At 62.7% G+C, this 26028-nt stretch carries 19 protein-coding genes; 8 read left to right on the forward strand and 11 right to left on the reverse strand.

What is annotated here, in order from left to right:
• Positions 1 to 11 precede the first annotated feature (11 nt).
• Positions 12 to 677, reverse strand: coding sequence for a TetR/AcrR family transcriptional regulator (locus FVF58_RS21135; protein ID WP_188130886.1), 666 nt, complete (start codon positions 675 to 677; stop codon positions 12 to 14).
• Positions 678 to 825: 148 nt separating this feature from the next.
• Here FVF58_RS21135 and FVF58_RS21140 point away from each other — a divergent pair, with 148 nt between their 5' ends.
• Entirely contained in the window at positions 826 to 2067 is a 1242-nt protein-coding gene (locus FVF58_RS21140; protein WP_149671792.1) for an NADH:flavin oxidoreductase/NADH oxidase family protein, read from the forward strand.
• Positions 2068 to 2232: 165 nt separating this feature from the next.
• On the opposite strand, the gene FVF58_RS21145 is transcribed toward FVF58_RS21140, so the two are convergent.
• A complete protein-coding gene (locus FVF58_RS21145; RefSeq protein WP_149671793.1) occupies positions 2233 to 2568 on the reverse strand; it encodes a cupin domain-containing protein in 336 nt (111 codons plus the stop codon).
• A gap of 229 nt (positions 2569 to 2797) precedes the next feature.
• Between FVF58_RS21145 and FVF58_RS21150 the strand changes: the two genes are divergently transcribed.
• The gene (locus tag FVF58_RS21150; protein ID WP_149671794.1) at positions 2798 to 3715 is read left to right on the forward strand and encodes an AraC family transcriptional regulator; all 918 of its coding nucleotides are present in this window, start codon (positions 2798 to 2800) and stop codon (positions 3713 to 3715) included.
• A gap of 139 nt (positions 3716 to 3854) precedes the next feature.
• Here the strand turns inward: FVF58_RS21150 and FVF58_RS21155 are convergent, their stop codons facing one another.
• Positions 3855 to 4502: a LysE family translocator gene (locus tag FVF58_RS21155; protein ID WP_149671795.1), complete on the reverse strand. Its 648-nt coding sequence runs from the start codon at positions 4500 to 4502 to the stop codon at positions 3855 to 3857.
• 103 nt (positions 4503 to 4605) lie between these two features.
• On the opposite strand from FVF58_RS21155, the gene FVF58_RS21160 reads away from it, so the two are divergent.
• Positions 4606 to 5454, forward strand: a complete 849-nt coding sequence (locus tag FVF58_RS21160; protein WP_149671796.1) for a LysR substrate-binding domain-containing protein — start codon at positions 4606 to 4608, stop codon at positions 5452 to 5454.
• A 367-nt stretch (positions 5455 to 5821) separates the two neighbouring features.
• On the opposite strand, the gene FVF58_RS21165 is transcribed toward FVF58_RS21160, so the two are convergent.
• Both FVF58_RS21165 and FVF58_RS21170 read right to left on the reverse strand, forming a co-directional pair.
• The gene (locus tag FVF58_RS21165) at positions 5822 to 6514 is read right to left on the reverse strand and encodes an NnrU family protein (RefSeq protein WP_149671797.1); all 693 of its coding nucleotides are present in this window, start codon (positions 6512 to 6514) and stop codon (positions 5822 to 5824) included.
• A gap of 199 nt (positions 6515 to 6713) precedes the next feature.
• On the reverse strand, positions 6714 to 9998 hold the full coding sequence (locus FVF58_RS21170; protein ID WP_149671798.1) for an adenylate/guanylate cyclase domain-containing protein: 3285 nt from the start codon (positions 9996 to 9998) through the stop codon (positions 6714 to 6716).
• Between the two features lie 415 nt (positions 9999 to 10413).
• Between FVF58_RS21170 and FVF58_RS21175 the strand changes: the two genes are divergently transcribed.
• Together FVF58_RS21175 and FVF58_RS21180 are read left to right on the forward strand one after the other, a co-directional pair.
• On the forward strand, positions 10414 to 12645 hold the full coding sequence (locus FVF58_RS21175; RefSeq protein ID WP_149671799.1) for a SulP family inorganic anion transporter: 2232 nt from the start codon (positions 10414 to 10416) through the stop codon (positions 12643 to 12645).
• Positions 12646 to 12661: 16 nt separating this feature from the next.
• The gene (locus FVF58_RS21180) at positions 12662 to 13219 is read left to right on the forward strand and encodes an SRPBCC family protein (protein ID WP_246217141.1); all 558 of its coding nucleotides are present in this window, start codon (positions 12662 to 12664) and stop codon (positions 13217 to 13219) included.
• A 434-nt stretch (positions 13220 to 13653) separates the two neighbouring features.
• Here FVF58_RS21180 and FVF58_RS21185 read toward each other — a convergent pair whose 3' ends face one another.
• Positions 13654 to 14157, reverse strand: coding sequence for a hypothetical protein (locus FVF58_RS21185; protein WP_149671800.1), 504 nt, complete (start codon positions 14155 to 14157; stop codon positions 13654 to 13656).
• A 385-nt stretch (positions 14158 to 14542) separates the two neighbouring features.
• Here FVF58_RS21185 and FVF58_RS54225 point away from each other — a divergent pair, with 385 nt between their 5' ends.
• Together FVF58_RS54225 and FVF58_RS21195 are read left to right on the forward strand one after the other, a co-directional pair.
• Positions 14543 to 14791, forward strand: coding sequence for a glycogen/starch/alpha-glucan phosphorylase (locus tag FVF58_RS54225; protein WP_281291240.1), 249 nt, complete (start codon positions 14543 to 14545; stop codon positions 14789 to 14791).
• A gap of 7 nt (positions 14792 to 14798) precedes the next feature.
• Positions 14799 to 16871 (forward strand): glycogen debranching protein, encoded by a 2073-nt coding sequence (locus FVF58_RS21195; protein ID WP_149671835.1) that lies wholly within the window; start codon positions 14799 to 14801, stop codon positions 16869 to 16871.
• Positions 16872 to 17171: 300 nt separating this feature from the next.
• Here FVF58_RS21195 and FVF58_RS21200 read toward each other — a convergent pair whose 3' ends face one another.
• The 5 genes from FVF58_RS21200 to ptsP form a co-directional block, all read right to left on the reverse strand.
• Positions 17172 to 18416, reverse strand: coding sequence for a complex I 51 kDa subunit family protein (locus FVF58_RS21200; RefSeq protein WP_149671802.1), 1245 nt, complete (start codon positions 18414 to 18416; stop codon positions 17172 to 17174).
• Between the two features lie 21 nt (positions 18417 to 18437).
• Positions 18438 to 20087 (reverse strand): FAD-binding protein, encoded by a 1650-nt coding sequence (locus tag FVF58_RS21205; protein WP_149671803.1) that lies wholly within the window; start codon positions 20085 to 20087, stop codon positions 18438 to 18440.
• Between the two features lie 15 nt (positions 20088 to 20102).
• Positions 20103 to 20741 carry a 2Fe-2S iron-sulfur cluster-binding protein gene (locus FVF58_RS21210; RefSeq protein ID WP_149671804.1) on the reverse strand — a complete coding sequence of 213 codons (639 nt, stop codon included), beginning with the start codon at positions 20739 to 20741 and terminating at the stop codon, positions 20103 to 20105.
• A gap of 68 nt (positions 20742 to 20809) precedes the next feature.
• Complete coding sequence (gene ptsG / locus FVF58_RS21215) at positions 20810 to 22588, reverse strand: PTS glucose transporter subunit IIBC (RefSeq protein ID WP_149671805.1); 1779 nt, start codon at positions 22586 to 22588, stop codon at positions 20810 to 20812.
• Between the two features lie 22 nt (positions 22589 to 22610).
• Positions 22611 to 25148, reverse strand: a complete 2538-nt coding sequence (gene ptsP, locus FVF58_RS21220) for a phosphoenolpyruvate--protein phosphotransferase (RefSeq protein WP_149671806.1) — start codon at positions 25146 to 25148, stop codon at positions 22611 to 22613.
• A gap of 477 nt (positions 25149 to 25625) precedes the next feature.
• Here ptsP and FVF58_RS52890 point away from each other — a divergent pair, with 477 nt between their 5' ends.
• The gene (locus FVF58_RS52890; protein ID WP_246217142.1) at positions 25626 to 26015 is read left to right on the forward strand and encodes a hypothetical protein; all 390 of its coding nucleotides are present in this window, start codon (positions 25626 to 25628) and stop codon (positions 26013 to 26015) included.
• Positions 26016 to 26028 lie beyond the last annotated feature (13 nt).

The raw sequence follows: 26028 nt of genomic DNA on the forward strand, positions 1-26028 counted from the left end.
ATACACCGACGCTAAAGCCGACCGGCTTCCATGAGCGCGAGCATCTGGACGGCTGCATCACCCGCACATTCGACGATCTCTTCTTCGCTGGGGCTTTTCAAGCCGAGCAACGCATCGTCGAAAAGCGTGGCTTTCAGGAGTGCTGCGAAGGTTGCCGCGGCGTGGTCCTTGTCTCTGACTTCCCAGCCCGTGACTGGCAGCCATCGGTCAAGGTAGCTTGTGAACAGTGCGTCGCGCGTACCCGTCACCTCCTCGCGATAGCGGCGCGCCAGTTCGGGGAAGCGAGGCGCGTCCCGCGTCACGACGCGATAAAGGGCCAACTGTTCGTCCGAAAGAGCGTGCCGTAGATATTCCCCGCCCGCAATTGGCAATGCGACGGCCGGAGGTTCGCGAAGCCAGGCTGGCTCGCCGGGTTCGGCGGGTTCCGACGCGCCAGCCGGCTGAGTGCCGGACGGCGAGCAGGCCGCCTGCATCACTGCGCTGAACAGATCGTCTTTGCTCTCGAAGTGACGGTATAGCGTCTTGATGGACACACCGGCGTCCGCGGCGATGCGGTTGACCGAGCTTTCGGCATAGCCGTTTTCAAGGAAGGCCCGCAGCGCGGCGTCGACGATCAGGGTTCGCTTGCGCGACATCAGCGCCGCTTTCGGATTGTCATCCGACCAGGTCTTGACCATATGTGTCCCTCTTTTATCCGCTTGACGAATGATACGACAGCGATCACTATACAACAAACGACAGCGATCACTGTCGCGTGTGTGCCGGGTCGATATTATCGTTGGGAAGGGCTCGGTTCCCATGTGAACTTTTTTGATGGACATCCAGATGAGCAATCCCCTTGCACAACCGCTGCGGTTACCCGGCGGCGCCATTCTCGCAAACCGCCTCGCCAAGGCAGCCATGAGCGAAGGCATGGCCGATGCCAACAATCATTCGACACCGCGCCTTGAAGCGTTGTACCGGCGCTGGGCGCGCTCGGGCGCTGGACTGCTTCTCTCCGGCAACATCCAGGTCGACCGGTGGCATCTCGAGCGCCCGGGCAATATCGTCATCGACGACGACAGCGGGCAGGAGCAACTCGCGCGACTCGCCGCGGCTGGAACGTCGGAAGGCGCCCATTTCTGGGCCCAGCTCGGTCATACCGGGCGCCAGGTGCAAGACGCGATCAATAGCTCGCCACTTGCGCCTTCTTCAGTGGATATCGACGTCATGCGGGGCGCCGGGTTCTCGTTTGCCACGCCGCGTGAGATGACCGAGGAGCAGATCCAGCAGGCTATCGGGCAATTCGCCTTTGCGGCTGGGAAAGTGCGCGAGGCCGGTTTCACCGGTGTGTCACTGCACGGGGCGCACGGCTATCTGATTTCGCAGTTCCTTAGCCCGCTTGCCAACAAGCGCACAGACCGCTGGGGTGGTTCGCTTGAAAATCGCTTCCGTTTCGTGCTGGAGGTCCTGGTTGCGGTTCGCCGCGCCGTTGGTCCCGACTTTCCGGTTGCGCTGAAGCTCAATTCATCTGATTTCCAGAAGGGCGGATTCACCAACGCCGAGTGCATCGAACTCGTCAAGAAGCTCAACGATTCGTCGCTCGATCTGCTCGAGCTATCGGGCGGATCGCTCGAGCAACCGAAGATGGCCGGCCTCACGCTCAAGGACGAGGGAGAAGATGTGCCACGCGAAAGTACTGTCAGGCGCGAAGCATTCTTTGTGGACTTCGCGGCAGCGGTTCGTGCAGCGGCGACGATGCCGGTGATGGTGGTCGGTGGATTTCGCACGACGGCAGCCATGATCGAATCGCTTGAACGCGGTGAACTGGATGTCATCGGGCTCGGCCGTCCGATCATTGCCGATCCTGAAGTTCCGAAGCGCATTCTCTCCGGTGAAGTTGATCGCGCGCCCAGCCCTGAAGCTGCGCTCCATCCGTTTCACCTCCTGCCGTGGAACAACATGCAACTCGAGCGTCTGGCAGACGGGCTCGACCCGGATTTGTCGCTGGAGGGTGCCGATGCCGTGGCGCACTTCACGGAGCTCGAGACGCGCAACATGGCCGCATTGCTGCAGCATCGGGCTTAAGCCATTGTCCGATCTGGAGTACCGGTTTTTCGTTTCGCGACGCGATTGAGCGGTGCGTGAAACCGACATCGCGTTTTTCTGCTGAGTGGCAGCCTCGCCCGAACGCCGTCTTGCAACACGGGGCGTTCGGGGATGCTGCTCAGACAAACTCAGTCACGCGCGCTGCTATTTGTATTCGACCAGCACTTCGCGGTATGGCTTGCTACCCTCGTTGCGTGCTTTGTGCGTCGCGGGAACCTTGGCACCCTTGCCGATCTCGGACAGCACTTCCAGATACCCATTCTCGCATTTGAGTGAGTAAATCGCGCCTGTCGGCACGTCGAAGATGCCGAGATCCCCGCCGTTTTCGTCGAATATATGCAAGGGTGCACCTTCGATCGCGTACCACATGTAGGAATGCGTGTGGGTGTGTACGGGTGTTTCCTCGCCTGGTGCGAGAACGAAGTTCCATACGATGACCTTGTCATTCTCAAACACTTTTTCACTGCCGACGCCAGCCATGATCGTCTCCTTGAGTGTGCAAATTTAGTGAGGGGCATCCTGCATTGCAGCAAACGCCATTCACGTTCTGACTTCGAAACGTGTTTGACGGCCGCTGGCCATCATTCGATAGCTGCGGTGCGAGAGAGCCTGTATGCAGAGTAGGCGAATGTCCCACTTGTCGTGGTCCCGGCCATATGGAAACTTGTCGGCGACGAGGCCGATTTGTCATTCCGTATGGTGATCTTTTTTGCGCGAAGCGGCCGAGACAGTGGGAACGCTTTTGAATTCATCGGGACGGCAGGAGGCAATCACCATGTCGGAACCTTTACGAATCATTCACGGGCCGTTCGGACGAGTGGCGCTGCTGCTGCTGGACAAAAGCATGGTCCTCCATGCGCATCGGGTTTCCCACGTCATCTTTAAAGAGGGCGGTCCTGACATAGGGTTCGGGGTCCGCAACCGTGAGTATGTTTTGTCAGACAAGAACGTGCTGCTGGTGAATGCGTGGGAGCCGCATTTCTATGAGCATCGCCCGCAATCGCAGCCCACGGTGCTGCTCGCACTTTATCTGGAGCCGGACTGGTTGAGAGATGTCGACCGGCGTTTCGCGTACAGTATTCATCCCCGCTTCTTTCCGAACTCGTCCGTGTTGTTGCAGGGCAAGCTCAGCCGCCTTCATTCTGACCTGCTCGATATTCTGACCGACCGCGAAGGCCGGTCGCTTCAAGCGGTCCACGGACTGATCGCCGACTTGACCGGTGAACTGGTCGGTCCATCGTCCCGCGGGAACACACTTTCAGCAGCCGGACTCGTTGGTGGTATCGCGTACGACATCAGGATTCGTCGTGCGATCGACGCAATGAAAGAGGTGAGGGGTATCACGCCCGACTTCGACGATCTTGCACAAAGGGTTGGGCTATCGCGTCCGCATTTCTTCCATCTATTCCGCAAGCAGACAGGCATGACGCCGGCGACTTTCAGCAGCATGCTGAAGATGGATCTGTCGATCGAAAATGTTTCGCAGCAAACCATGGCGCTTCAGGATATCGCGCTCAATCTGGGGTTTGACTCGCCGGGAAACTTCACGCGTTTCTTTGTTCGTCAGCAAGGCGTGACACCCAGCCAATACAGACGCAACGTCCAATATGTTCCCGCGCAAGGGTAGTGACCGGCCGAGCGTGTCAAGTTTCAGTCACTTATCTTCGGCGGCCGAGTCGCCGCTCCCGGTATGGTGTGAGATGTACCTCTATACCGATCATGTCCGACCACGCGTGCTCGCGGCAAATCATGTCAGCGAGCACCGATTAGGCGATACCTCCCAACTTCAATGCATCGACGGCCATATGTGCGCCGAGGGTAACCAGAACGATTCCCATAGTCCAGCGTTGAGCCAGCAAGAGTCTCGGACGGCAGGCTAGGAACGTTGCCATGCTGCCGGAGCAGATCGCCACGAGGCCATTGACCGACGCGAACGCGACAATCAACGACGAACCGAGTACGAGCGATTGCCTGAGAACGCTGCCTTGCTGATAGTCGATGAATTGCGGCAGGAGTGACAGAAAGATCATTGCGAGCTTGGGATTCAACAGGCTGGTCGTTGCGCCCATCGCGAAGAGCCGGCGGGGCTTTTCGCGAGGCAGATCGCGAACCTCCAGCGGAGAACGGCCTCCAGGCTTCACGGCCTGCCACGCCAGATAGAACAGATACACAGCGCCCCCTGCGCCCAAAACGCCGCCTGCATAGGGCACGCTCAGGAAGAACGCCGTGATGCCGAACGCTGCCCCAAACATATAGAAGAGGTATCCGAGCATCACGCCCGCAAGCGAAATGAGCCCGGCCGTTCGTCCTTGCGCAATCGAGCGCGACATCACGTAGATCATGTTCGGGCCCAGTGTCACCGCAAGCAATCCGCCGACCACCAGAAATCCATAAATCGATACCGCAGCGCGCATTTTCGCGGGCTCCATCAAATGGTCATCGGTCGTAGTATCGGTTCGATGCATGCTTTAGTAAAACGCATTAAACTGAATCTATTATTCAGATTTTCTGACTAAAATGAAAAAGCTTGATCTGGACGTGCTCGAAATGGTGGTGGCGATCGCCGATACGGGATCGTTTGTTCGAGGGGCGGAGTCCGTGCATCGGTCGCCGTCGGCGGTGAGCATGCAGATCAAGGCGCTTGAAGAAGCACTGGGAAAGCCGCTCTTCGAGCGAAGCACCCGCAACGTAGCGATTACGACGGAGGGAAAGACGCTTCTGGACTACGGCCGTCGCATGCTTGCGATGCGTGATGAAGCATGGGCGTCGGTGGTTCGCCCGGAGATGAAGGGCCGCGTCACCATCGGCGTTCCTGACGACTACGCTTCGTCGTTGCTGCCGCAGGTTCTGGCAAAGTTCGCGGTTGCTCATCCGCGCGTAGAAATTCGGGTGATCGGTCTGCCAAGCAGTGCGCTCGCTCCACTGCTTAGAGACAACACGCTCGACCTGGCCTGTATCACGAAAACAAGGGGCATCGCGGGCGAATTCATCCGGTTCGAGCCGATGGTTTGGGCCGGGTCGCCCGCAAGAAAAGTGTGGAAAGAGCGCCCGCTTTCAATCGCCGTTTTCGCGCAGGGAAGTACTGCACGCGCCAATGCCATCAGCGCGCTCCAAAGGGAAAATATTAAGTATCGTATGTCCTACGAGAGCCCGAGCTTGTTGGGCCTTATCAGCATGGTCGAAGCAGGGCTCGCGATAGCGCCTCTTGCAAGATGCAGCATACCGGGACACCTCGTTCAGCTCTCGCAGAACGAAGGGTTGCCGCCACTGAATGACCTCGAAGTCGTCCTTGCCCGCAGTGGGCGCTCCGGGCGACCGCCCTGTGATTTTCTCGCTGAACAGATTCTGGCTGAATTGAGGAACTGAGCCGGTCGCTGGATGGCCGAATATCGCCGCTCGTAAGCGGCTATTGCCTTCAATTCAGTGCCGCCTTGCGTTGGGATCGATCTGGGACCTTCGATGTTTGAGGGAACAGGTCCGAGCGATCACTCATGGCGGGAGTAGCGACTTCATCTCAACGAGCAAAGAGGAGTCCAGTTCAGCCTCCGTGCAGTAGCACGAAGTGCGGCTTAGGCGACGGGCCGCTGAAGCGACTGTCTCGGCCGCATTCTGACGGCACCTTGCAGCGCATTGGATCTAGCGGCACAACGTCACTTTAGAAGCGGCGCTTGTGAATGCCGTCGCGGCCCGGTATCGCTCCCGTTATGCCACGACGTGACATTCCCGGCAGCATCTACAGCCAGCGCCAAATGCCCGCCGGCCAACCGGCAAGTGGAATATGCGCCCAAGTCCCTGCGAGCCAAACGACAAGGCCCCCCAAAAGCGCGTGCAAGCCGAACCCGCCCAGCCGCGCACGGCCGGCGGCGATCGCCGCGAATGGCAGGTAGCTTGTCTTCGACTCCCACTCAGGCCACAGATCGGGCTGCAGCCGCTGCTTCTTCCGATCCTGCAATGCGGCGCCGACCAGCGCGAGCACGACCATGGCGGCTGCAAGTACGATGTTCCTGGTTACCGGGAACACGGCGATATGGCACAGTCCCCAAAGCGCGAACGACCACATCATCGGGTGGCGCGTCACCGCGTACACGCCGCGCGCCGTTTCAGGGAACGAGCCGGGACGGCCGCCAGTGGCCAGCGCCGGATTGCGGATCAGGGAGCCCATCAGGAGGATCGACGCGATCAGCATGAGCACAGTCGCAACCGCCCAGAGCCCGTCTCCGACCGGCCATAGTGGCGCGGAGATTGGCGCCTTTCGGTAAGCCAGGATCAGCCAGCCGAATGTCAGGATCGCAACCAGCGAATAGACACCCTGGAACCCCCTTTCACCCATTGCGCGGACCAAACCCCCGCGCAGCGGATGGGACAGGAGAAAGTGGCTCCCCACGAAGGCGACTGCCGCCGCCACAACTGCATCGATGCTTCCCATTGGCCGGGCTCCTCAAGTCATATCGTCGGCTGACCGTGTGCCGTGTGCAGTGGAGAATACTACTTCGTGTGCTGCAAAGACCGAGTTGACCTTCGCGACATTTCGATTTACTGGGTGTCGGCGCTGGCCGCCGCGCGCATCCGTTCGCGCAAAGTCGGAACCCGCTCGGGTTGATTTCATGCTTCGGGCAACGCCCGCGCTACACGAGGAGTACAGCGTCCATCGCAGGCAGATAACTGTTGAAGCCCGCTTCCACGAGGGCTGCGCGTACACGTTCGAGTTCGCGTCGTGTGTCTTCGTTAGTCGGGTCTTGCTTCGCATGAGCGAGACCACGGCCGCGAGCCGCGAACAACTCCGCCCACGGCAACGGCTCGACGCGCGTGTAGTCTTCGAGGGCGCTGACATAGCACAATGCGCCTGACGGCTCGCCGGCGGTCAGCATCGCTTCAATGGCGTCGCGGTAGAACCACAAATGGTTGTGGCCAACCGCGCCGCGCCGCAACATCCCGGCGCCTTCGGCAAGCAGACGCATGCGCTCGCCATCGTCCTCGACTGCGCGGCTCAGTGCGCCCACGGCCTTGGGTGCGGAGAATTGAGTTCCCACTTCGCGGCAAATCGCGAGTGCTTCACGTAGCAACTGCGCGGCCTCTCGCCGATGCCCGCTATCGAGCAGCACGCGCGCTCGCATTTCCATGTTCTGCGCTTCGAAGCGACGTGCTCCCAGTTGACGGATGATCTGCAACTCGCGCTCGAGATGGACGAGCGCGCCATTCATGTCGCCCATTTCATAGCATGCAAAAACACCCAGCGTTTCGCACAGCATTTGCGCGCGCGGCTGGCCGACCAGCGCGGCGGCGTGTGCGGCGGCGCTTGCGTCTTCGCGTGCCGCGAATGCCTCGTTGAGGTAGATCCGGCTGAAGCCTGCCATCGAACGATTGGCAACCTCGACGCGGCCGAAGCCATGTTCGCGACTCAATGCGACGCACCGGCTAAAGTGCTCGAAAGCGGTGCGCATACGTCCTTGCGCGTAGGCAGCATCCGCGAGGCCGCCGAGCGCCCGCGCCTCCGCTTCCGGCAAGCCGAGGCGCTGTGCATAGGCGAGGCCATGCTCGTGCTCGATGCGGCAATCTTCGATTCTGCCGAGCGGAAAGAGGATGTTGCCGCGAAGATGATGCAGGCGCGCGAGTTCAGCCACCTTGTTCAGCCGTTGCGCCACTTGCTGGGCTGCGTCGAGCAGTGAGAGGGCTTCGTCGAGACCTTCGCTCACGCGCAGACCCTCGGCGAGCCCAAGCTGGGCCTGACAGAGATCCCCGTCGTCGGGAGCGGCGGCCACGGCCGCCCGGTACGTCGCGATCGACGCTGCGATGTCGCCGAGATCTCGCTGGAGTTCGCCCTTGAAACAGGTCAGGGCGTGGCGATCCGTATCCCTTTGCGCGATTTGCAGACCTCGCTCGACTAGCCGGAATGCCGCTTCGGTCAAGTAGGTCGCGCGTTGTGCGATTGCCGCGTCGAGGTAGGCCTGCGGTGCCCGTTCGTCCTCGGCGCGATCGAGATGCTGGGCGCGCAGTACGGGGTCGGCCGCGGCAAACCAGTCGGCTGCCCGGCGATGCAACTCGCGCCGGCGCGAGCGCAGCAACGTCGAGTAGGTGCTCTCCTGGATGAGCGCGTGGGCAAAAAGGAAGTCTTCGCCCTCGGGTAACACAAGCGCGTTGGCGACGAGCCCATGACAAACGTAGTCTGGCGCATCGATCAGACGCCGCAGCAAGGCGAGCCCAAAGCGCTGTCCAATCACCGCGGCAGCCTGGAAAGCCTCGCGGTCTCGCGATGACAGCCTGTCCATGCGAGCCAGCACGAGGCTCTGGATCGTTGCGGGGACCGCCTCGACGCTGCCTTCCTCGGCGTTATGCAGGAGCTGCTCGAGGAACAGCGGGTTGCCGCCGGCTCGTTCGATGCACGCGAGCGCGACGCGCTGGCTCGCATCGATAAACGTGCCGGCAAGCTTCAGCGCCTCCTCGCTGCGCAGCGGACCCAGATCGATTGTGGCGAAAGAAGTGCCGTGGCAACTTGCTCGCCATCCCGCGTCGAGCGGATCGCCGTCCACCCGCGAAGTCATCACAAGCAGGCCCGGACCGTTCGCGATGGCCACGGCGAAGGCGGCCAGGTAGCCGAGCACCTGTGGGTCGGCCCAATGAAGGTCTTCCACGACAATCATGGTGGGCTTGTGGCGGCAGACATCCTCCGCGATCGCCGCTGCAACCGCGCGCTTGCCGCGCGTGCGTGCGGTATTGTCCATCGCGTCGTAAAGCGTGCGCCACTCCCCGGTTTGCGTGAGGTCGAGGATGTCATGAAGAAACATGAGCTGATCACGGCTGACAGCCTCGGATGCGACCACCCGTTCCGCGGCGGCGCGCCGTTCATCCGAGCCGGCCGCAGACGACAGGCCCAACAGGCTGCCGACAATCGTGCGGATCGGGGCTTGGCCTTTGCCCATGCCAAAATCCAGCACGAGCCCGCGATGACTCGCGAAGCCCAGCGTTTCGACGAACCGGCGCATCTCTTCGACGAGCCGTGTCTTGCCGATGCCAGCCTCACCGCGCACATAGACGACGTGACCGGCCCGCTGTTCGAGGCACGCGTGGGCCAGGCCCTTGAACTGCTCGAACTCGGCCCGGCGGCCGACAAAAACGCTGCGGCTGGCGCTAACGGGTTCGAGCGCGAGACCGCGTAGACGCCACACGTGCACCGGCAAGTCAATTCCCTTGAAGCGCATCTCGCCGACGGCTTCGCTCATAACAGAGTCACCGAGCGCGCGATGGACTCCCTCCGAGAGCAGCGTCTCACCCGGGCCGGCGGCGGCGACCAGCCGCGCGGCGAGGTTCACGGAGTCGCCGAGCACCGTGTAGTCCTGAACATCCGCGCGCTCGAGCGGACCCGCGACCACCTCTCCACTGGCGATGCCCACATGCGCCCTCAGCGCAGGCGACGCTTGCCCGCCCAGTTCGTTAAGTGCCTCATGAATCTCCAATGCCGCGCGCGCCGCGCGCAGCGGATCGGTGTCGTGCGCGAGCGGCGCGCCGAAGATGGCCATCACGGCATCGCCGATGTGCTTGTCGATCGTCCCGCCGTAGCCGAGGACGATTCGGTCGACGAGCGCTGTATAGCGACCGGTCAACTCGCGCAACTCTTCAGGATCGAGCGTTTGCGACAGCGCGGTAAAACCGCACAGATCGGCGAACAGAATCGTGACTTGCCGGCGCTCGCTCACAGGCGCACCCACAGCGGGCGGTGGTGTGCACAGCGTGGCGGCGCGCTGGTCGGCAATCGCCGCCAACAGGCGCTTGCGGTGGCCGAGCGAGAGGACGCCAAGCTCCTTGAGGTCCGCGTCGTCGAGCTGCTCCAGCAGGGCGAGATCGATGTCATTCGCGGCAAATGCCGGTGCATATTGTTCAAGTCCCAATGCATGCAGCCACTGACCGATATCCATCGCCGCCGCCTAACCCGATGTGTTCGAACGTGCCCATTGCGTCGCAAGGCGGTCTGCCGGATTGAATGTCCGCCGGGCCGCGTTGCATCCACCTGTCATACTAATTAATCGATGCACCGCCCTTAGCCGGACGATGAGCGTTGCAAGGTATGCCGTGTCCAAGGCACTCCTGACAAAAATACAGTGTACGTTCAGCCTGAAGGAGATGTGTGACGTGCGGCAGTGCGTTTGACACTGGTCGAGGCCGCGATGGATACTGGACAACGAATCGGGCACGGTCTCGGGCGAAGAGGCAAGCAATGTCTGTCGCTCGTCATCCGCAACGATGGGTGACGTTCGAACCCGGCGCAACCGCAGCTCGGGGCGCGAACTGCTCAGTCCAGGCGAGCTTGTGTCCGCCCTCACGGGAAACACTGTGAAGCCAGCTACGACAGGTTCCTCATCCGAGGTCCGATCCGGTTTGCGCATCCGGGGGCTGGCCGGAGATCTGACGGCCGGCATGGTGTCGATGCTGGTCATGCTCTCTTACGCAATGAGTCTCGGCACGCTGATCTTCAGCGCGGATCTCGCGCATTACGCCGGGCTTGGCGTACCCACCGCCTTCATCAGTTGCGTCGTGACGGCACTCGTGATCGCGTTGATGAGTTCGATGCGCATGAATATCGCCGGACCCGACGGCAACGCGGCGGCCTTTCTTGCCGGTGTCGCGGCAGGCGTCGCGAGCAGCGTGCGGGCTGACGGTGGCACACCGCAGACCATCCTGTTGACGGTACTGTTCGCGATTGCGTTGTGTTCGGTGGTGACGGGCGTCATTCTGTATGCGGTCGGCTCGTCCAGGCGCAGCCGTTCCCTGCAATTCCTGCCTTACCCGGTCGTGGGCGGTTTCCTTGCCGGCACGGGCTATCTGCTGCTGGCGGGCGCGTTTCGAGTCGTGACCGGCGAGCCGTTGAGCTGGCACACATTGCCGCTGGTGACGCATCTGAACTGGCTGGTGTGGACGCCCGCTTTCGTGGTGGGTACGTTAGCCACACTGCTGACGCACACCTGGAAACATGCAGCGGCGTTACCGATCACCCTTGCACTCGGCATCGCGCTGTTCTACGTGCTGCTGTTTGTCTCAGGCCTGTCGATCGACGACGCCCGCGAGACGCGCCTGTTGCTTCCGCGCGTGCCACTGCACCCCTTTCGGATTCCCGAGCTGCACCTGCCAGCATCGCTGGCGCACGGAAGTGTCGACTGGTCCGCAATTGCCGCGCACTTGCCGGAGACATTCGTTGTCACGTCGATCGCGGCCATCACGATCCTGATGAATTCGACGGCGATTGGCACGGCCACCGGAGAAGACATCGATCTGAACCGCGAGATGCGCGCAGCCGGCATCGCCAACATCGCGAGCGGGATGCTGGGCGGGATGGTTGGTTACCAGTCGTTCAACCGATCGATGCTCAACGCCCGTGCGGGCGCGACCAGTCGTCTGGCGGGCGTATTCGCGGCCCTCGCGTGCCTGTTCGTGCTGGCCGTCTCGCCTGGCCTGGTGGCGCTATTCCCGGTGCCGGTACTGGTCGGGCTGCAACTCTTCATGGGACTGCGTCTGTTGATCCAGTGGCTGATTGGTGCGTACGGCAAGCTCAATTGGCACGAGTATCTGCTTGTACCGCTTATCCTGGGAGCGATTGCGTTCTATGGCGTCGTCACGGGTGTGGTGGCGGGGGTCATCGCCGCATGTGTGATGTTCGCCCTGCTGTACGGCCGCGTCAGTTGCGTTCGGATGGAGTTCGATGGCAGTACACGCGCATCGAATGTCGAGCGCAGTATCGAGGCAACCAGACGGCTGCAGGAACTCGGCGCACAGGTGTGCGGAACCTGTTTGCAGGGGTTCCTGTTCTTTGGCACGGCCAATTCGATCCTGCACCGGGTGCGCGAACGGTTGGTCAAGCAAAGGGGGATGCCTGTCCGGTTTGTCGTGCTCGACTTTGCTTTGACCAACGGCATGGACGCGTCGGTATCGGCCAGCTTCGTCAAGCTCCGGCAACTGTGCGCGACGAATGATGCGGACCTGGTGTTGACGGGGCTGCCGACACGCTCGCGCGAACTGCTCACGAAGACCGGCACCCTGAACCTCCGGATTCACGAGTTCGCGACGCTGGATGCCGGCCTGGAATGGGTCGAAGATACGCTGCTTGGGTCGGATTTACGCGCGCTGCCTCACGCAGGCGAGGATTTCCAGACGATGCTCGCGCCGCATTTCACACCATGCGCGCTCGACAGACTGCTGGCCCTGCTGGACGTTCGCGAACTGGGCGCGGGGCAGCCGGTATTCCGTCAAGGCGAACCGGGCGACGCTGTGTACTTTGTCGAGCGCGGCCGTGTTGCTGTTTTATTGCCGCTTGCGGGCGGGAGATCCCTCAGGCTGCGCTCGTTCGGGCCGGGTACGATCGTCGGCGAAATGGCGGTGTACACGCAGCAGGCGCGTAGCGCGGACGTTCTCGCGGAGGAGCCCGCGCGCGTGCGGCGTTTGACGCTCGAGTCGTTGCATGCGCTCGAACACGATGATCCGGTGAGCGCACAGCAATTTCATCGCTTCGTAGTCAAGGTCATGGCGTCGCGCCTTGCTGTCGCGGACGAGGCCTTGCGCGCGTTTCATTGACAGGTAGGCCTCGCCAGTGAAAAGCGCCAACAGAAACCTGCCCCGATACCTGACGGCAATATTGGCGTTGTTCGCCGTCATTGCGTTGCTCGTTGTCCCGTTGCCGCAAAAGGTGAGGCTCGACACGCACATCGTTACGGTCGCATCGATTCAACGTCCGCCCGCAGTCGTATTCGACTATGTCACGACACCGGCTCACTGGCCGGTCTGGCATCCGTCATCGCTCGCGGTCAGAGGCGCCGTTGACCATCCGCTGGAACCAGGCGAGCGAGTGGTCGAAGAATTTCTCGTGGCGGGCAGGCGCGGCAGTGTGGTGTGGACGGTCATCGCACGTGAGCCTCCACGCAAGTGGACCATAGAGGGAGTAATCGATCGCAGGCCGGCGGGCAGCGTCACTTATTCACTGACATCGACCGCGGACGGAACACGCTTCGAGCGCGAGTTCACTTATCGCGCGCCGTCTTTGTGGTTCGCGATACTCAACTGGCTTTTTCTGCGCGCGCGGATTCAAGCTGAATCCGACGAGGGAGTGATGCGACTGAAGAGCCTTCTGAACGGCACATCGCAGCATTAGCAATGCTTGCCCGACTGAGTCACTGGACAGCGGGAGTTCGGCGTCGCCGCGTTCCGCGATCGCGTCGGTCATTTCAGTCAGTTCGACCTTGGAGCGCTTGTCGCGAACACTCTAGAGCGGCGACTGCAAAAGGGTGGCTCGCGAAGCAAGCTTCGTGCGGCATGCCGCGTTGCGCGCGGAAATGCGAAGCGCAATTCGCTTGCGGTCACGCGGCGCCCGGTTCGAAACCGAACGGCGAGCGCCGCCATGGTCGCAAGCGGCCGAGGTTCGGTGTGCGCTCGAGGCGAGCAATGAGCAATGCTGCATTCTCTCGCTCACGGCGAGATCGGGCGTATTCAGGCGTCTTCGCCATACGCCACGTTTCGACGTGCGCACCGGTCAGCGCATGCGGAACGCTCCAATCAGTTCACCCGAATCAGGTCCGCCTGGTGTCGCTAGAACAGGGTGCGCTGGCTTGGATCGAATTGTGGATCGGGCGATCTCTGCGTTTGTCGCAGGACCCCCTGATCGTCGAAGTAAAAGTTGTATATCAGATGTTCGATGTTGTTCTCCACGTACCGGTATGACCACACCTCTCTGTTCACGCGCTTGAAGTAGGCGGTTTCGAATGGACGGCCAAAGTTGACGAGCACGTCGTTCCGAGTCCACTTTCCCACTTCCGCCCGATTGAACTCGTTGTCCCGAAGTACTTGCCGAACACTTAGCACTTTGCCGGAAGCGTCGATGTCGGCTGCGGTTGTTGTCATACCCATGGGTTGAGTCGGCCACATCAGGCGCTTGCCGCCGTTCGGCAGATCGTAGGTTTCCTTGGGCGGACCCAGGCGGGCAACGAGTACGGACTGGTCCGCGCCAGCCTCGACCTGCCGGTACGGCTCGGTGCAACCCGTGAGCACCAACACCGCGGTACACACGGTCAGGAATGCAAGTCGGTTAAGCATGGGAGTACTCCGCTACCGGTGATCGGGCCTGGCAACCTCCGTTCTCATCGAGCATTGCGCCGCGCGGCTTGATGAACGAATGCAGGTGCGAGTTGCTGTCAGATGTATTCGCTACGCCTGAAACAATGAAGCTGCGATAGCCGTATTGACCAGTGAGTTGTCTACGCCGCCGCGGGGATTTTCTTGCAAACTTCATTGCTCAACATATCATTGCATAGTGCACGAGAGGCCTATAGGCAATAAAAAAGCGAACCTGCGGGACTGCATCAAAACAACGGATAGCCGCAGACTGCTCGGAAGCGTCAGCCGGATGCCGGACGAGTCGAAATCGCCGACTGGTCTTGCGCTACTGGCGCCCGCGCCGGAGCAACTCGAGGGAGCAATCATGAACGATGTCCCCGCAGTCAACGCCGCTTGCGAGGCAGAGAGCGCGTCGAGCGAAAAGCGCAGCGACGTGCTCCGGCACGAGGCGGAACGCGTGAGCACTGTGTGGCGGGACGCACGCCAACGGACCCGAATGTCGATTGCGAATAGGGCTCGCTCGGGGCCTCTGTCTTCCGATAGTGCGATCCGCAAGTACTGCGAGCGCATCTGGGACGCCCGCGCGATGAAAGTAAACCTTGCCGAGCCATAAAGCCGCGATGGAACGCAGCTACGCATTGCAGCCGGGTTCGAGATTCCCGCCTGGCGCGACGCTCGTATCCGGCGGCGTCAACTTCTGCGTGTTCTGCCGCCACGCAACGGAAGTCGAGCTTCTCATTTACGCCGGTCCGGACAGTCCGGAGCCGTTTCAGGTGATTTCGCTCGCGCCCGAAACCAATCGCACGTTTTTCTACTGGCATGTGTTGGTGGAAAATCTGCCGTTGCACTGTTATTACACGTGGCGCGCGCACGGCCCGCATGATTTGCCGCAGATCAGCGACGAATCCGCTGGTCGCAGAGAGCTTCTCGATCCTCAGGCGCGCGCAGTGAGCGATCTTCTCTGGAACCGACAGCGCGCTGCAGATCCGGCCGACACCGGTCGCGCGTCATTGAGGGCCATCGTCACCGAACCGGTCTGCACGCCCGACGCAGCGGGCGTCCGCACGCTGGACGACGCAATCATCTACGAACTGCACGTCGGCGGCTTTACCCGTCATCCTTCGAGTGGTGTTGGATATCCCGGCACGTTCGCGGGTCTGATCGAAAAAATCCCCTATCTGCAGCAACTCGGCGTGACTCATGTGGAGCTGATGCCGGTGATGGCTTTCGACGAGCAGGACGTTCCCCCCGCAGTGGCTGCGAGGGGCCTGCGGAATTACTGGGGATACAGCACCCACAGCTTTTATAGCCTGCACCCGCGTTACTGTGTGGAACCAGCGCTTGCACCGCAGGAGTTCCGCTCGCTCGTCGACGCCTTGCATGCGGCGGGAATCGGCGTACTGCTCGACGTGGTGTTCAATCATACGGCGGAAGCGGGCACGACCGGTCCAGTGATCAACTTCAAGGTTCTCGCGAACGACATCTTCTACCATTTCGATCCGGCCGTCGGCCAGCCTTACCGCGACTATACGGGCTGCGGCAATACGGTGAACTGCAATCATCCGCTGGTGTGCGCGTTCATCGTGCAGTGCCTCGAATACTGGGTGCGTGAACTGGGCGTCGACGGTTTCCGGTTCGACCTCGCGAGCGTCTTCGCACGCGGCCCGCGCGGCGAATTGATGACTGTGCCGCCGCTGCCGTGGGCGATCGAGGCGTCGCCCGCGCTGTCTCGCGTGTCGCTGATCGCGGAGGCGTGGGATGCGGCCGGCCTCTATCATCTGGGTGCCTTTCCCGGCATGGCATGGGCGGAATGGAACGGACGGTACCGTGATGTGATCCGCCGTTTTGTGCGGGGCGATCCTGGACTCGTTGGGCAGGTCGCCACGTGTGTGGCCGGAAGCGCCGATCTCTATCAGGACGACGGCAGGCTGCCGTCCAACGGCATCAATTTCTTTACGTGCCACGATGGCTTCACGCTGAGCGATCTCGTCAGCTATAACGCAAAGCACAACGAGGCCAATGGAGAGGACAACCGGGACGGCAGCAACGACAACCTGTCGTGGAATTGCGGCGCCGAAGGCGCGACAGACGATGCGCAGATCATCGAACTGCGCCATCGACAGGCTAGTAACTTCATGGCGATCCTGCTCCTGAGCCAGGGTGTGCCGATGATCCTGGCAGGCGACGAGTTCCTGCGAAGTCAGCACGGAAACAACAACGCTTTTTGCCAGGACAACGCGCTGTCGTGGATAGACTGGGGGCTCTCGGATCGGGCTTGCAGAATGCTGCGCTTCACGCGTGAGTTCATCGCGTTGCGCAAGCGCCATGCGAGCCTGCGCCACCGGCGTTTCTTAACCGGGCGTCCGTCGAGCGGGCAGACGCATCCCGATATCGCGTGGCATGGCGAGTGCCTGGACGCTCCTGAGTTTGGCGATCCCGAGGGCCGTCTCCTCGCTTTCACGCTCGGCGGGGAAACGCCCGGCGAGCCGCTGCTGAATGTGGTGTTCAACATGGGCGGTGCCGCGCGTGTGGTTGCGCTTCCCGTCCTCGAAGAAAAGCGGCAGTGGCGGCGCATTGTCGATACCGCAGCCGCACCGCCGCGCGATATCGTTTCGCGCGCCGGCGATGCGAGCGTCGAAAGCGGCGCATGTACCGTGCAAGCGCGCAGTGTTGTCGTTCTCGAAGAGGGGTGATGTTGCGGTTCCGGTGGCATCCAAAACTAGCGAACCAGTCGACACGAAAGTCACAGCGATAAGAGCGGCGAAATACCCGAACTTATCAATCGTCGCCGTACTTCGGTCCTGCTAGCGGCTGCACTTTGAACTGGAACGTGGAAGGTTACATCAGACGTGAAGGTGGGCTCTCCTGGTACGGCATGCATGACTTCGAGCAGAAACGTCGACTCCATGAGGACCTGATACAGCAGTGTCAGGCGGCTGATGATTCCGCTCGAACCGGCGCATCGGCATCGGCATTGGCATTGGCGTCAACATCTATCCCATCAGAAGCGCCTCATACTCTTCCCGGAACTGGTTGACGGAACTCTCCACCACCGTCACCGCGCCGTCGATCAGACCGCAGCGTCCGCTGCCAGGAAGGATGCGGCATAGATTCTCCAACGCTTCGAGATCAGCGCGAACAGCGCGTCCGGTGTCGAGCCGATTGAGGAGCCGCATCAGTTGAAAGGTTCCGCCCTTGCAGGGCGGGCACTGTCCGCACGAACCCTGGGCAAAGAAGCTCACATACTCGGCGACCTTACGGACGATGCTGGTGCCTTCCGACACGACGATCATCGCACCGGTCCCGAGACGCGAGCGGCGTTGCCGCACTGAGTCGAAATCCAGCGCAACGTCGAGGTCGCGCTTCGTCAACAAGGTGTTGGACGGGCCACCTGTGAAAACCGCCTTGAATTCCTTGCCCAACAACATCCCGCCGCCGTACTGAAAGACGAGCGACGCGAGGCTCGTGCCCATTGGCAATTCATACAGACCGGGATGCAGGACGTCGCCCGAGAGCGAGTAGAGCTTGGTTCCGGCTGCGTTCCCTATGCCCAGGTCGCGGTACCACTGCGCGCCATGGCGCAAAATCCCCGGTACGTGTGCGAGTGTTTCGGTGTTGTTCACAATGGTCGGCGCGCCATGCACGCCCACTTCAGCAGGGAAAGGCGGCTTGCGACGTGGAAACGGAAACCCGCCTTCCACGCTTGCAATCACGGCGGTTTCCTCGCCGCCGATGTACAGGCCCGAACTCGGCACGACGCGAAGTGCTACCGGGCCGCCGACCAGCCGCTCGACCGCGACGAACAATGGATGCGGTTGCCACTGCTGCGCCGCTTGACGTGTCGCTGCGAGGCAGAGCGGCTGATGCGGGTTGACGTAGAGGATCACGTGATTCGCACGGGTCGCCACCGCAGCAATCAGCGCGCCCTCGATGACCTGATGCGGCGTGTGCTCCAGGAGAAAGCGGTCCTTGAACGTGCCGGGCTCGTCTTCGTTGCCATTGCAGATGATGTATTTGTCGCCTTCACGAGCGGCGGCGACCGGCATCCATTTGCGATGTGTCGCAAACCCGGCGCCGCCCATACCGCGCAAATCCGCGTCGGCGATTTCGGCGATGATTGCCCCCGGGTCCTGCAGCGCCTTGGCGAGCCCTTCTCCGCCACCGCGCGCAAGCCACGCATCCAGGTCCGCGCCGACCCGGATATCGTCCCTCAGAAGAACCTGATTAAGCTGTTCCATTGTCGCGTTCCGTGGATCGCATCAGCGGATGCCGCTCGGCGCATCCGCACGCGCGCTCGGGCGCAAGCCGGCATCGACCCGCAGATCGAAATGGGCGTAGTCCGGAAAGAGCTGCGGCGCCTTCACGTGCAAGGGCAGCCCGGCCAAAGTCAGTTGCCGCTGCCACGCGTGAACGTGGCCGATGCCGGCACGGCTCGCCACGAAGCGTCCCCGCGATTGCGCCGCCGAGGCTCCGGCACGGCGCCCCATGCTCAGGATGTCGAGCAGGGCGTTGCCCATCAGCCGGTTGCGTCCGTGAATGCCGCCCGTGACCTCGCCGACGCAATACAGGCCGGGGACGCTCGTTGCGCCTTCCTTGTCGATCGTCACGCCGCCGTTCTGGTAGTGCAGGGTCGGGTAGACGAGGAAAGGCTCCTGCGCTGCATCGTGACCGCACTTATGCGCGAGATGGCGCAGCGTCACTAGACGCCTTTCCAGAATGCCTGGATTCTCCAGTTCGAGCGTCGGGGTGTCGAGAAATACGCCGATCTGCCCATCGCGTTCGATGCCGCGCCCTTGCGCACATTCGCGCAGGATCGCCGAAGCCACGATGTCACGCGGCTTGAGTTCGTCCACGAAGCGCTCGCCCTCGCCGTTAATCAGCCTGGCGCCGGCGGAGCGCGCGGCTTCCGAGATGAGTCCGCCCGCGAGGTGGGTCGGATAGGCGATGCCGGTGGGGTGATACTGGAACGAGTCGAGTTCGCGCAGGTGTGCGCCGATTCGATAGGCGAGTACGAGTCCGTCGGCGGTGGCGCCGTAGTGGTTGGACGTCGGAAAGGAATTGAGGTGCAGCCGCCCGGCGCCGCCGGTGGCGAGGATCACCGCATGTGCGCGCACCAGCGAGAAGGTGCGCCATTCCAGGTTGTAGATCACGGCCCCGGCGCAGCGCCCCCGCTCATCGGACAGCAATTCGACGACGGGGCAGCGGTTCCACACGTCGATGCCCGGATCGAGATCCACCGCCTCGCGCAGCACGCGCATCATCTCCAACCCGGTGTAGTCCCGATAGGAGAGAATGCGCGCGGCCGACGCGCCTCCGGGCTTTTTGCGCAGCAGGTTGCCGCCAAGAGGCTGGTCTTCTTCCAGGTCGAACATCATGCCGAGCTGGATCAGCCAGCGAATCACATCGGGGCCGTCCATCACCATCTGCGCCACGAGTTCGGGCTCGCCGCAGAAGTGCCCGGCGCGCAGCGTGTCCTCGAAGTGCAGTTGGGGGCTGTCGTCCTCTCCGACGGCGGCCTGGATTCCGCCTTCGGCCATCACGGTGTTGCTGTCGCCCAGCCGCAGCTTGGTCGCGAGCATCACGCGCGCACCTTGCTTTGCCGCGGTGAGCGCCGCGGCGCATCCGCCGCCGCCGCCGCCGATGACAAGCACATCGGTGGTCACGAGCTGCGCGCCGGCCAGGTCGACGTCGTCGATCAGCGCATTGGCTTGAAGATAGCGGGCAAGATCGTGCTGACAGGGCGCTCCGCGGTTCACCCCGACGCTAAGTGCAACGTGCGCATTGGACCCGTGGTCGGGGTGATAGCCCTTGAGCAGTTCATCGACGGACGCGTCATCGCTGCGTACCGAGGGCGTTACACCGGCACGGTAGCGCTTGCGTGCGACTTCATAAGGAATGCTGATGGGCATGATCTTTCGATCTGGTCAGCGCGGCGGCTGCGCGCCCGGCGCATCGAAATCGATCTTCATCTCACCGCTTTCGATCTGCTGCAGCCGCCGCATGAGATTGGCCGGCCGCAGCGACAGCGCTGCAATCGTTCTTCGCACGAACAGGCCGAGATGATTCGGCCTGATATGTTCGGGGCAGGCGAGCGTGCAGAGATTACACATCACGCATTCGTCGAACACCTCGCTCGACGCGGCCAGCTTGCCGTCCACGGCGAGATTCACGCCGCGCTGCACCTCAAGGCCCTTCGGACAGGCGCGATCGCAGCCGTTGCAGTGGCGACAGTGAGAGGCTTCAGGGAATATTTCGGAGATCGCGCGCAACGTCTGCCAGCTGTCGCGGATGTCCTCGATGCGGTACACGTGACGTGCCGAAGCAGTGAAGTAATCGAGGAATGCCACCTGCATACCGTCTTCGATCAGGGTCTCGCAGGCAAGCTCAGTCTTCACCTCCTGTTCGCCGCTGCGCCGGACCATGACGCGGCATGAGCCGCATACCCCCTGGCCCATGCAGCCGACGCCCTCGACAAGCGTCTCCCCTGCATGCACGAAGGCCTGCAGGATCGAGCAATTGGCCGGGGCCTCGACTTGGCGTCCTTCAATGCTCAGGCAAACCATCTTCTCGCACCCTTTTTCCGCCTGGACGAATGCAGGCGTCCTCAATTGCCAGGGTTGATTGCCGGCGCTTATCGCATCGCGCCTGCCAGGCTTTCCGCCTCCAGTCCGACGATCAGGTCCAGCTCGCCGCTGCTGAACGATTGCGTCGCGGGGACGCCGGCCGCCTTCAGCGCGGCGGTGTCGAGCCGGGACGCGTCGGACAGCACGACGCGCAGCCGCGTGGCGGCAAGCGCTTCGAGCTTCTGAATGTTGGCGGCGCCACCCAGCGCTGCGCGGATCTTTTCCGCACGCACCGTCTGCTGCGTCGGGCTTTGCGCTGGAATCGCGGCGGCTGCAACCGGAGCCGCGGCTTCAGCAGCAGGCGTACCGACCGGCGCGAGTTCAGCTTCGCTGCCTGCCGTTTTCAGGTATTCCTGCATGTCGGTCTTCATGTTCTCCGACAGCGGCCCGAAGATCGCCTGCACGCCGTTACCAACGCGCACCACGCCCGCTGCACCGAGCGCCTTGAGTTTGCCGTCGTTGACGAGCGCCGGATTGTCCACCGTGATGCGCAGACGCGTGATGCAGGCGTCGAGGCTCCGGATGTTGGAACGGCCACCGAAGGCGAGCACGAGTTCGCGCGAACGTCCGCCAACGCCGCTCGTGCCGACTGTGGCTGTTTCGACTGTGTCGTCCTCGCGGCCCGGCGTCTTGAGGTCGAAGCGGGTAATCACGAAGCGGAACACGCAGTAATAGATGACGGCGTAGATCGGACCGAGGATGAAGACGTACCAGGCGTGAGTCGCCTTGTTGCCGATCAGGTTGAACATCAGGAAGTCGATGCCGCCCTGCGAGAAAGTGAACCCCATGTGCATGTTCAAGGTGTTGGCAACGAACTGCGCCGACGCCGCGAGGCACGCGTGGATGAAGTAGAGGACCGGGGCAACGAAAAGGAAGGCGAATTCGATCGGCTCGGTGATGCCGGTGAGGAACGAAGTCAGCGCGGCCGAGACCATGATGCCGCCGACGGAGACCTTCTTCTCCGGCTTGGCGCAGTGCCAGATTGCAATCGCAGCGGCTGGCAGGCCGAACATCTTGAACAGGAACGCGCCCGCCAGGATGCCGGCGGTGGGATCGCCCGCGAAGAAGCGGTTGATGTCGCCGTGAACAACCTTGCCGGTCGTCGGGTCCATGAAGCTGCCCGCCTCGAAGAAGAACGGCACGTTCCAGATGTGGTGCAGGCCGAACGGAATCAGCAGACGCTCGACGAAGCCGTAGACCGTCGCCGCGGTGCGCGGATCCGAAACCGCCGCCCACTGCGAAAACGCCTTGATCGCGCTGCCGATCGGCGGCCACACGACGGACAGGATCCCGCCGAGCACGATGGCTCCGATGGCCGTCACGATCGGCACGAAGCGCTTGCCCGCGAAGAAGCCGAGATAGGCCGGCAGCGCGATCCTGTAGTAGCGGTTGAACATCCATGCCGCCAGGCCGCCCGCCAGGATGCCGCCGAACACGCCGGTCTGGATCGACGGGATGCCCATGATCGTGTCGGGCTCGACGCCTTCCGCCTTGGCGATCACGCCCAGGGTCGCCGTCATGACGAGGTAGCCGATCGTCGCGGCGACGCCTGAAACGCCATCGTTCTCGGTGAAGCCGAGCGCAACGCCGATCGCGAAGATCAGCGGCAGGTTGCCGAAGATCACGTCGCCTGCGTTCTTCATGAGCGCGAGCACGATGGCCGGCACGTAACCGTGGAAGTCGGTCGCGCCCAGGCCGAGCAACAGTCCGGCCACGGGCAGCACCGCGACGGGCAGCATCAGCGATTTGCCGACCTTCTGCACGACTCCGAACGCGTTCTTGAACATGGTTGATCTCCCGCTGGCCAGCTTATTCGGCGTAGGGGGTGAGGAGGGCGCGGACCTCGGCAGCGGTGCCGAGCTGCAGCACGCTGGCGGCGAGCTTGCGGGCTTCGTCCATCGTGATCCTCGCGAGCTGGGCCTTGATGGACCCGACCGCCGGCACGCTGACCGAGAGTTCATCGACGCCGAGGCCGACGAGTACGGGCACGGCCATCGTATCCGACGCCATGCCGCCGCAAATACCGACCCATTTGCCATGCTTGTGCGCGCCGTCGACCGTCATGCCGATCAGGCGCAGCACCGCCGGGTGCAGCGCGTCGGCTTGCTTCGCAAGCTTCGGATGCCCGCGGTCCATCGCGAGCGTATATTGCGTCAGATCGTTGGTGCCGATCGAAAAGAAATCGACTTCGCGCGCGAGCGGCTCGGCGATCAGCGCGGCAGACGGCACTTCGATCATCACGCCGACCTTGACGCTGCTCGCGCGATCGCCGGCCTCTTCCAGCAGGATCTTTCTGGCCGCGCGCACTTCCTCGATCGCGGCGACCATCGGAAACATCACATGCAGATTGCCGATGGAGGCGGCGCGCAAGATCGCCCGCAGCTGCGTGCGGAAGATGTCGGGGCGGTCGAGACTCACGCGCACGCCGCGCAGGCCGAGGAAGGGGTTGTCTTCCGCGGGCAGCGGCAGGTAGGAGAGCGGCTTGTCGCCGCCGACGTCGAGCGTGCGGACCACGAGCGGACGCTCGCGGCCGAGCGCTTCGGCCACCGCGCAGTATTGCGCGGCTTGCTCATCCTCAGACGGCGCGGTGTCGCGGTTGTCGAACAGGAACTCGGAGCGCAACAGGCCCACCCCTTCGGCGCCGGCCGCCACTGCATCGCGCGCTTCCTGCGCGTTGCGGATGTTCGCGACCACCTCGACGCGATGACCGTCGGCCGTCACGGCAAGCTTGCTTGCGGCAAGCTTCTCTTCTTCGCGTTTCGCCGTCTGGCGTCCGATGCGTTCGCGTGCCTGATCGAGCTCCCCGGCGCTCGGATTGCGCCGCAAGCTGCCATGCGTGCCATCGAGCACGACGAGCGTCCCATCGGGAAGCTGGAGCGCTTCTTCGTCGATGCCGCAAATCGCCGGGATACCCAGCGAGCGCGCGAGGATCGCGACGTGACTCGTGGCGCCGCCGGTCGTCGTGCAGAAACCGACCACCTTGCTGCGATCGAGTGAGGCGGTGTCGGACGGCGAAAGCTCCTCGGCGATCAGGATCGAATCGGCAGGCACTTCGATCTGCGCCTGCTTCACGCCGGCAAGCAGTGCCAGCATGCGGCGCCCGACATCACGAATGTCGCCGGCGCGTTCGCGCAAGAGCGGATTGTCGAGCGCATCGAGCGAGCGCGCCTGCGTCTCGACAGCAGCGCGCCACGCGAAGCCCGCGCTCTTGCCTTCGCTGATCGCGCCGATTGCCAGGTCGCTAAGGTCGGGGTCTTCGAGCAGTTCGAGGTGCGCGTCGAGGATTTGCGCCTTCGAGGGATCGGTGAGTTTGGCTTTGACCGCCTCGATCTGCTGGCGCGCTTCGTGCCGGGCCGATTCGAGCCGCGCCCGTTCGCGCTGCGGCGATTCGCCCGCTTCCGCGACGTCGATGACTTCCTGGCGGAACTGCACGATCTTGCCGACCGCGAGCCCGGGCGAGGCCGATACGCCGGTCAGCTCATTGGCGTCGGCGGGGGCCGTGCGGGTGGCGGCGACGGGGGTAGGCGGCGCCGCGGCCGGTGCGGCAGCGGGGGCGTCGCCGGGTTTTTCGCCCGAACCTGCTGCCAGCAAACGCGCGATCGCGGCGGCGGCTTCGCCCGCGTCGGGACCGGCCGCCTGGACGCGGATCTTGTCGCCGAAGTTCGTCGCGAGCCCCATCAGCGCCACGACCGACTTGGCGTTCGCACTGTCGCCGCCGCGCAGCAGGCGGATCTCGGACTTGTACTTTTTCGCTTCGACGGCGACGACCGCGGCAGGCCGTGCGTGCAGGCCTGCGGGATTCGGCAGGGTGACTTCGTCGGAGACGATCGCGCCCGCCGTGCTGCCCGTATCTTCCGCGGGCTCGCTGCCGACGAGTTCGACAGACAGCGCCGTGTCCTTGCCCGCGGTGACGAGTCCCGTCGCGGGCACGTAGCGCGTGACGAGATCGCCGTTGGCGATCACCATCTGCGTGAGCAGGCTCGCCGCCTTCGCACCGACGACGAGTGGATCGAAACGGATCAGCGGCTGGCCCGTCGCGACGGTATCGCCTTCCTTGACCAGTGGAGTGAAGCCTTCGCCGCGCAGCATCACCGTATCGAGCCCGATGTGCAGCAACACCTCGAGCCCGTTATCTCCCGTAACCGTCGCGGCGTGGTTCGCGCGATGCAGTTGCGTGACCTTGCCGGGCAGCGGGGAGAGCAGCTCGTCCGAGATCGGGTCGATCGACACGCCGTCGCCGACCATCTTCTGCGCGAAGACCGGATCGGGCACGGTTGCAAGCGGCACCATCACGCCTGAGAGCGGCGCCGCCAACTCGATGCGTATTGGACGCTGGGGGGCTTTCATCTGCGCGACTCCTTTGGTTTGACGCCCGGTTGAAACTCTTCGATTTGAGCGCCGCGAGCCCGGTCTTCGCTGTCGACGATGGCCAAAAGCTCAGGGGATCGATCGGGTTAGGGTAAAACCCTAGGCTTGCCGGGGAGTTGCGCTGCGGAGGACTGGGGCCAGCCTAGCTCAATCATAGGCAACGACTTGGTGATTCGCTGACCGAATTAATGCGCTCGCGTTTTGACGAGGTCTGTTTGCGAATTGAGTAAGTGGTGAGTTTGCCTGTTGAGCCAGAGCGGCTTCTTTACTGGCAATTTCGATGGAAAGAGGTGCCGGCAGGTGCGCCGCAAACAGTAATTGGCGCCCACTGTCACCGCATCAGACCATGGTCGCATTGTCCTTCTATGTTTTTGAACCTACATTGAAAATTCACCTTCAGACGGTCGAGAAGCTTTAATCCCAGGCGGTATGATCGGGCGGGCGTCGAGCGGGTGGGTGGCGTTCCAGGAGCGGCGATTCTATTCGCCGTTGCGTCTGTGCGCCTTGAAAGGAACCGCCATGGATGCAGTGAGGACGTTGCTTGAAACCCTGCAGCCCTTCACGTTGTTTTTGACGGTCGCGTTGGTGCCGCGCTTCGGCGTCAAGCTGCAAGCGGCGATGGCCGCGACGAAGAGCGACGGCCCCACCGTGCGCTACAAGGCCGCGCATCCGTTCGGCGTCGCGGGGCCGATTGTCTTTCTGTATGTCCTTAGCGCACTGCTCAAACCGAATATCGTACGGCCATCGCCCAGGCTCATCGAGACCGCCGCAGTGCGCCCCGAGCGCCACAACGGGCCGCTCACCTACGATGTCCTGCAGGTCGCCGCGCCGCTGGCGCTCGGGTAGCGCGCCGCCGCTG

This window comes from Paraburkholderia panacisoli, assembly GCF_008369935.1.
GTDB lineage: Bacteria > Pseudomonadota > Gammaproteobacteria > Burkholderiales > Burkholderiaceae > Paraburkholderia > Paraburkholderia panacisoli.

Coding starts and splice junctions, on each gene's coding strand:
- FVF58_RS21145 (WP_149671793.1), bottom strand. CDS start 2,568: ATGGCTGGCGTCGGCAGTGAAAAAGTGTTTGAGAATGACAAGGTCATC.
- FVF58_RS54225 (WP_281291240.1), top strand. CDS start 14,543: ATGAACGATGTCCCCGCAGTCAACGCCGCTTGCGAGGCAGAGAGCGCG.
- FVF58_RS21200 (WP_149671802.1), bottom strand. CDS start 18,416: ATGGAACAGCTTAATCAGGTTCTTCTGAGGGACGATATCCGGGTCGGC.
- FVF58_RS21185 (WP_149671800.1), bottom strand. CDS start 14,157: ATGCTTAACCGACTTGCATTCCTGACCGTGTGTACCGCGGTGTTGGTG.
- FVF58_RS21195 (WP_149671835.1), top strand. CDS start 14,799: ATGGAACGCAGCTACGCATTGCAGCCGGGTTCGAGATTCCCGCCTGGC.
- FVF58_RS21155 (WP_149671795.1), bottom strand. CDS start 4,502: ATGCGCGCTGCGGTATCGATTTATGGATTTCTGGTGGTCGGCGGATTG.
- FVF58_RS21210 (WP_149671804.1), bottom strand. CDS start 20,741: ATGGTTTGCCTGAGCATTGAAGGACGCCAAGTCGAGGCCCCGGCCAAT.
- ptsG (WP_149671805.1), bottom strand. CDS start 22,588: ATGTTCAAGAACGCGTTCGGAGTCGTGCAGAAGGTCGGCAAATCGCTG.
- FVF58_RS21135 (WP_188130886.1), bottom strand. CDS start 677: ATGGTCAAGACCTGGTCGGATGACAATCCGAAAGCGGCGCTGATGTCG.
- FVF58_RS21205 (WP_149671803.1), bottom strand. CDS start 20,087: ATGCCCATCAGCATTCCTTATGAAGTCGCACGCAAGCGCTACCGTGCC.
- ptsP (WP_149671806.1), bottom strand. CDS start 25,148: ATGAAAGCCCCCCAGCGTCCAATACGCATCGAGTTGGCGGCGCCGCTC.
- FVF58_RS21140 (WP_149671792.1), top strand. CDS start 826: ATGAGCAATCCCCTTGCACAACCGCTGCGGTTACCCGGCGGCGCCATT.
- FVF58_RS21160 (WP_149671796.1), top strand. CDS start 4,606: ATGAAAAAGCTTGATCTGGACGTGCTCGAAATGGTGGTGGCGATCGCC.
- FVF58_RS21165 (WP_149671797.1), bottom strand. CDS start 6,514: ATGGGAAGCATCGATGCAGTTGTGGCGGCGGCAGTCGCCTTCGTGGGG.
- FVF58_RS21170 (WP_149671798.1), bottom strand. CDS start 9,998: ATGGATATCGGTCAGTGGCTGCATGCATTGGGACTTGAACAATATGCA.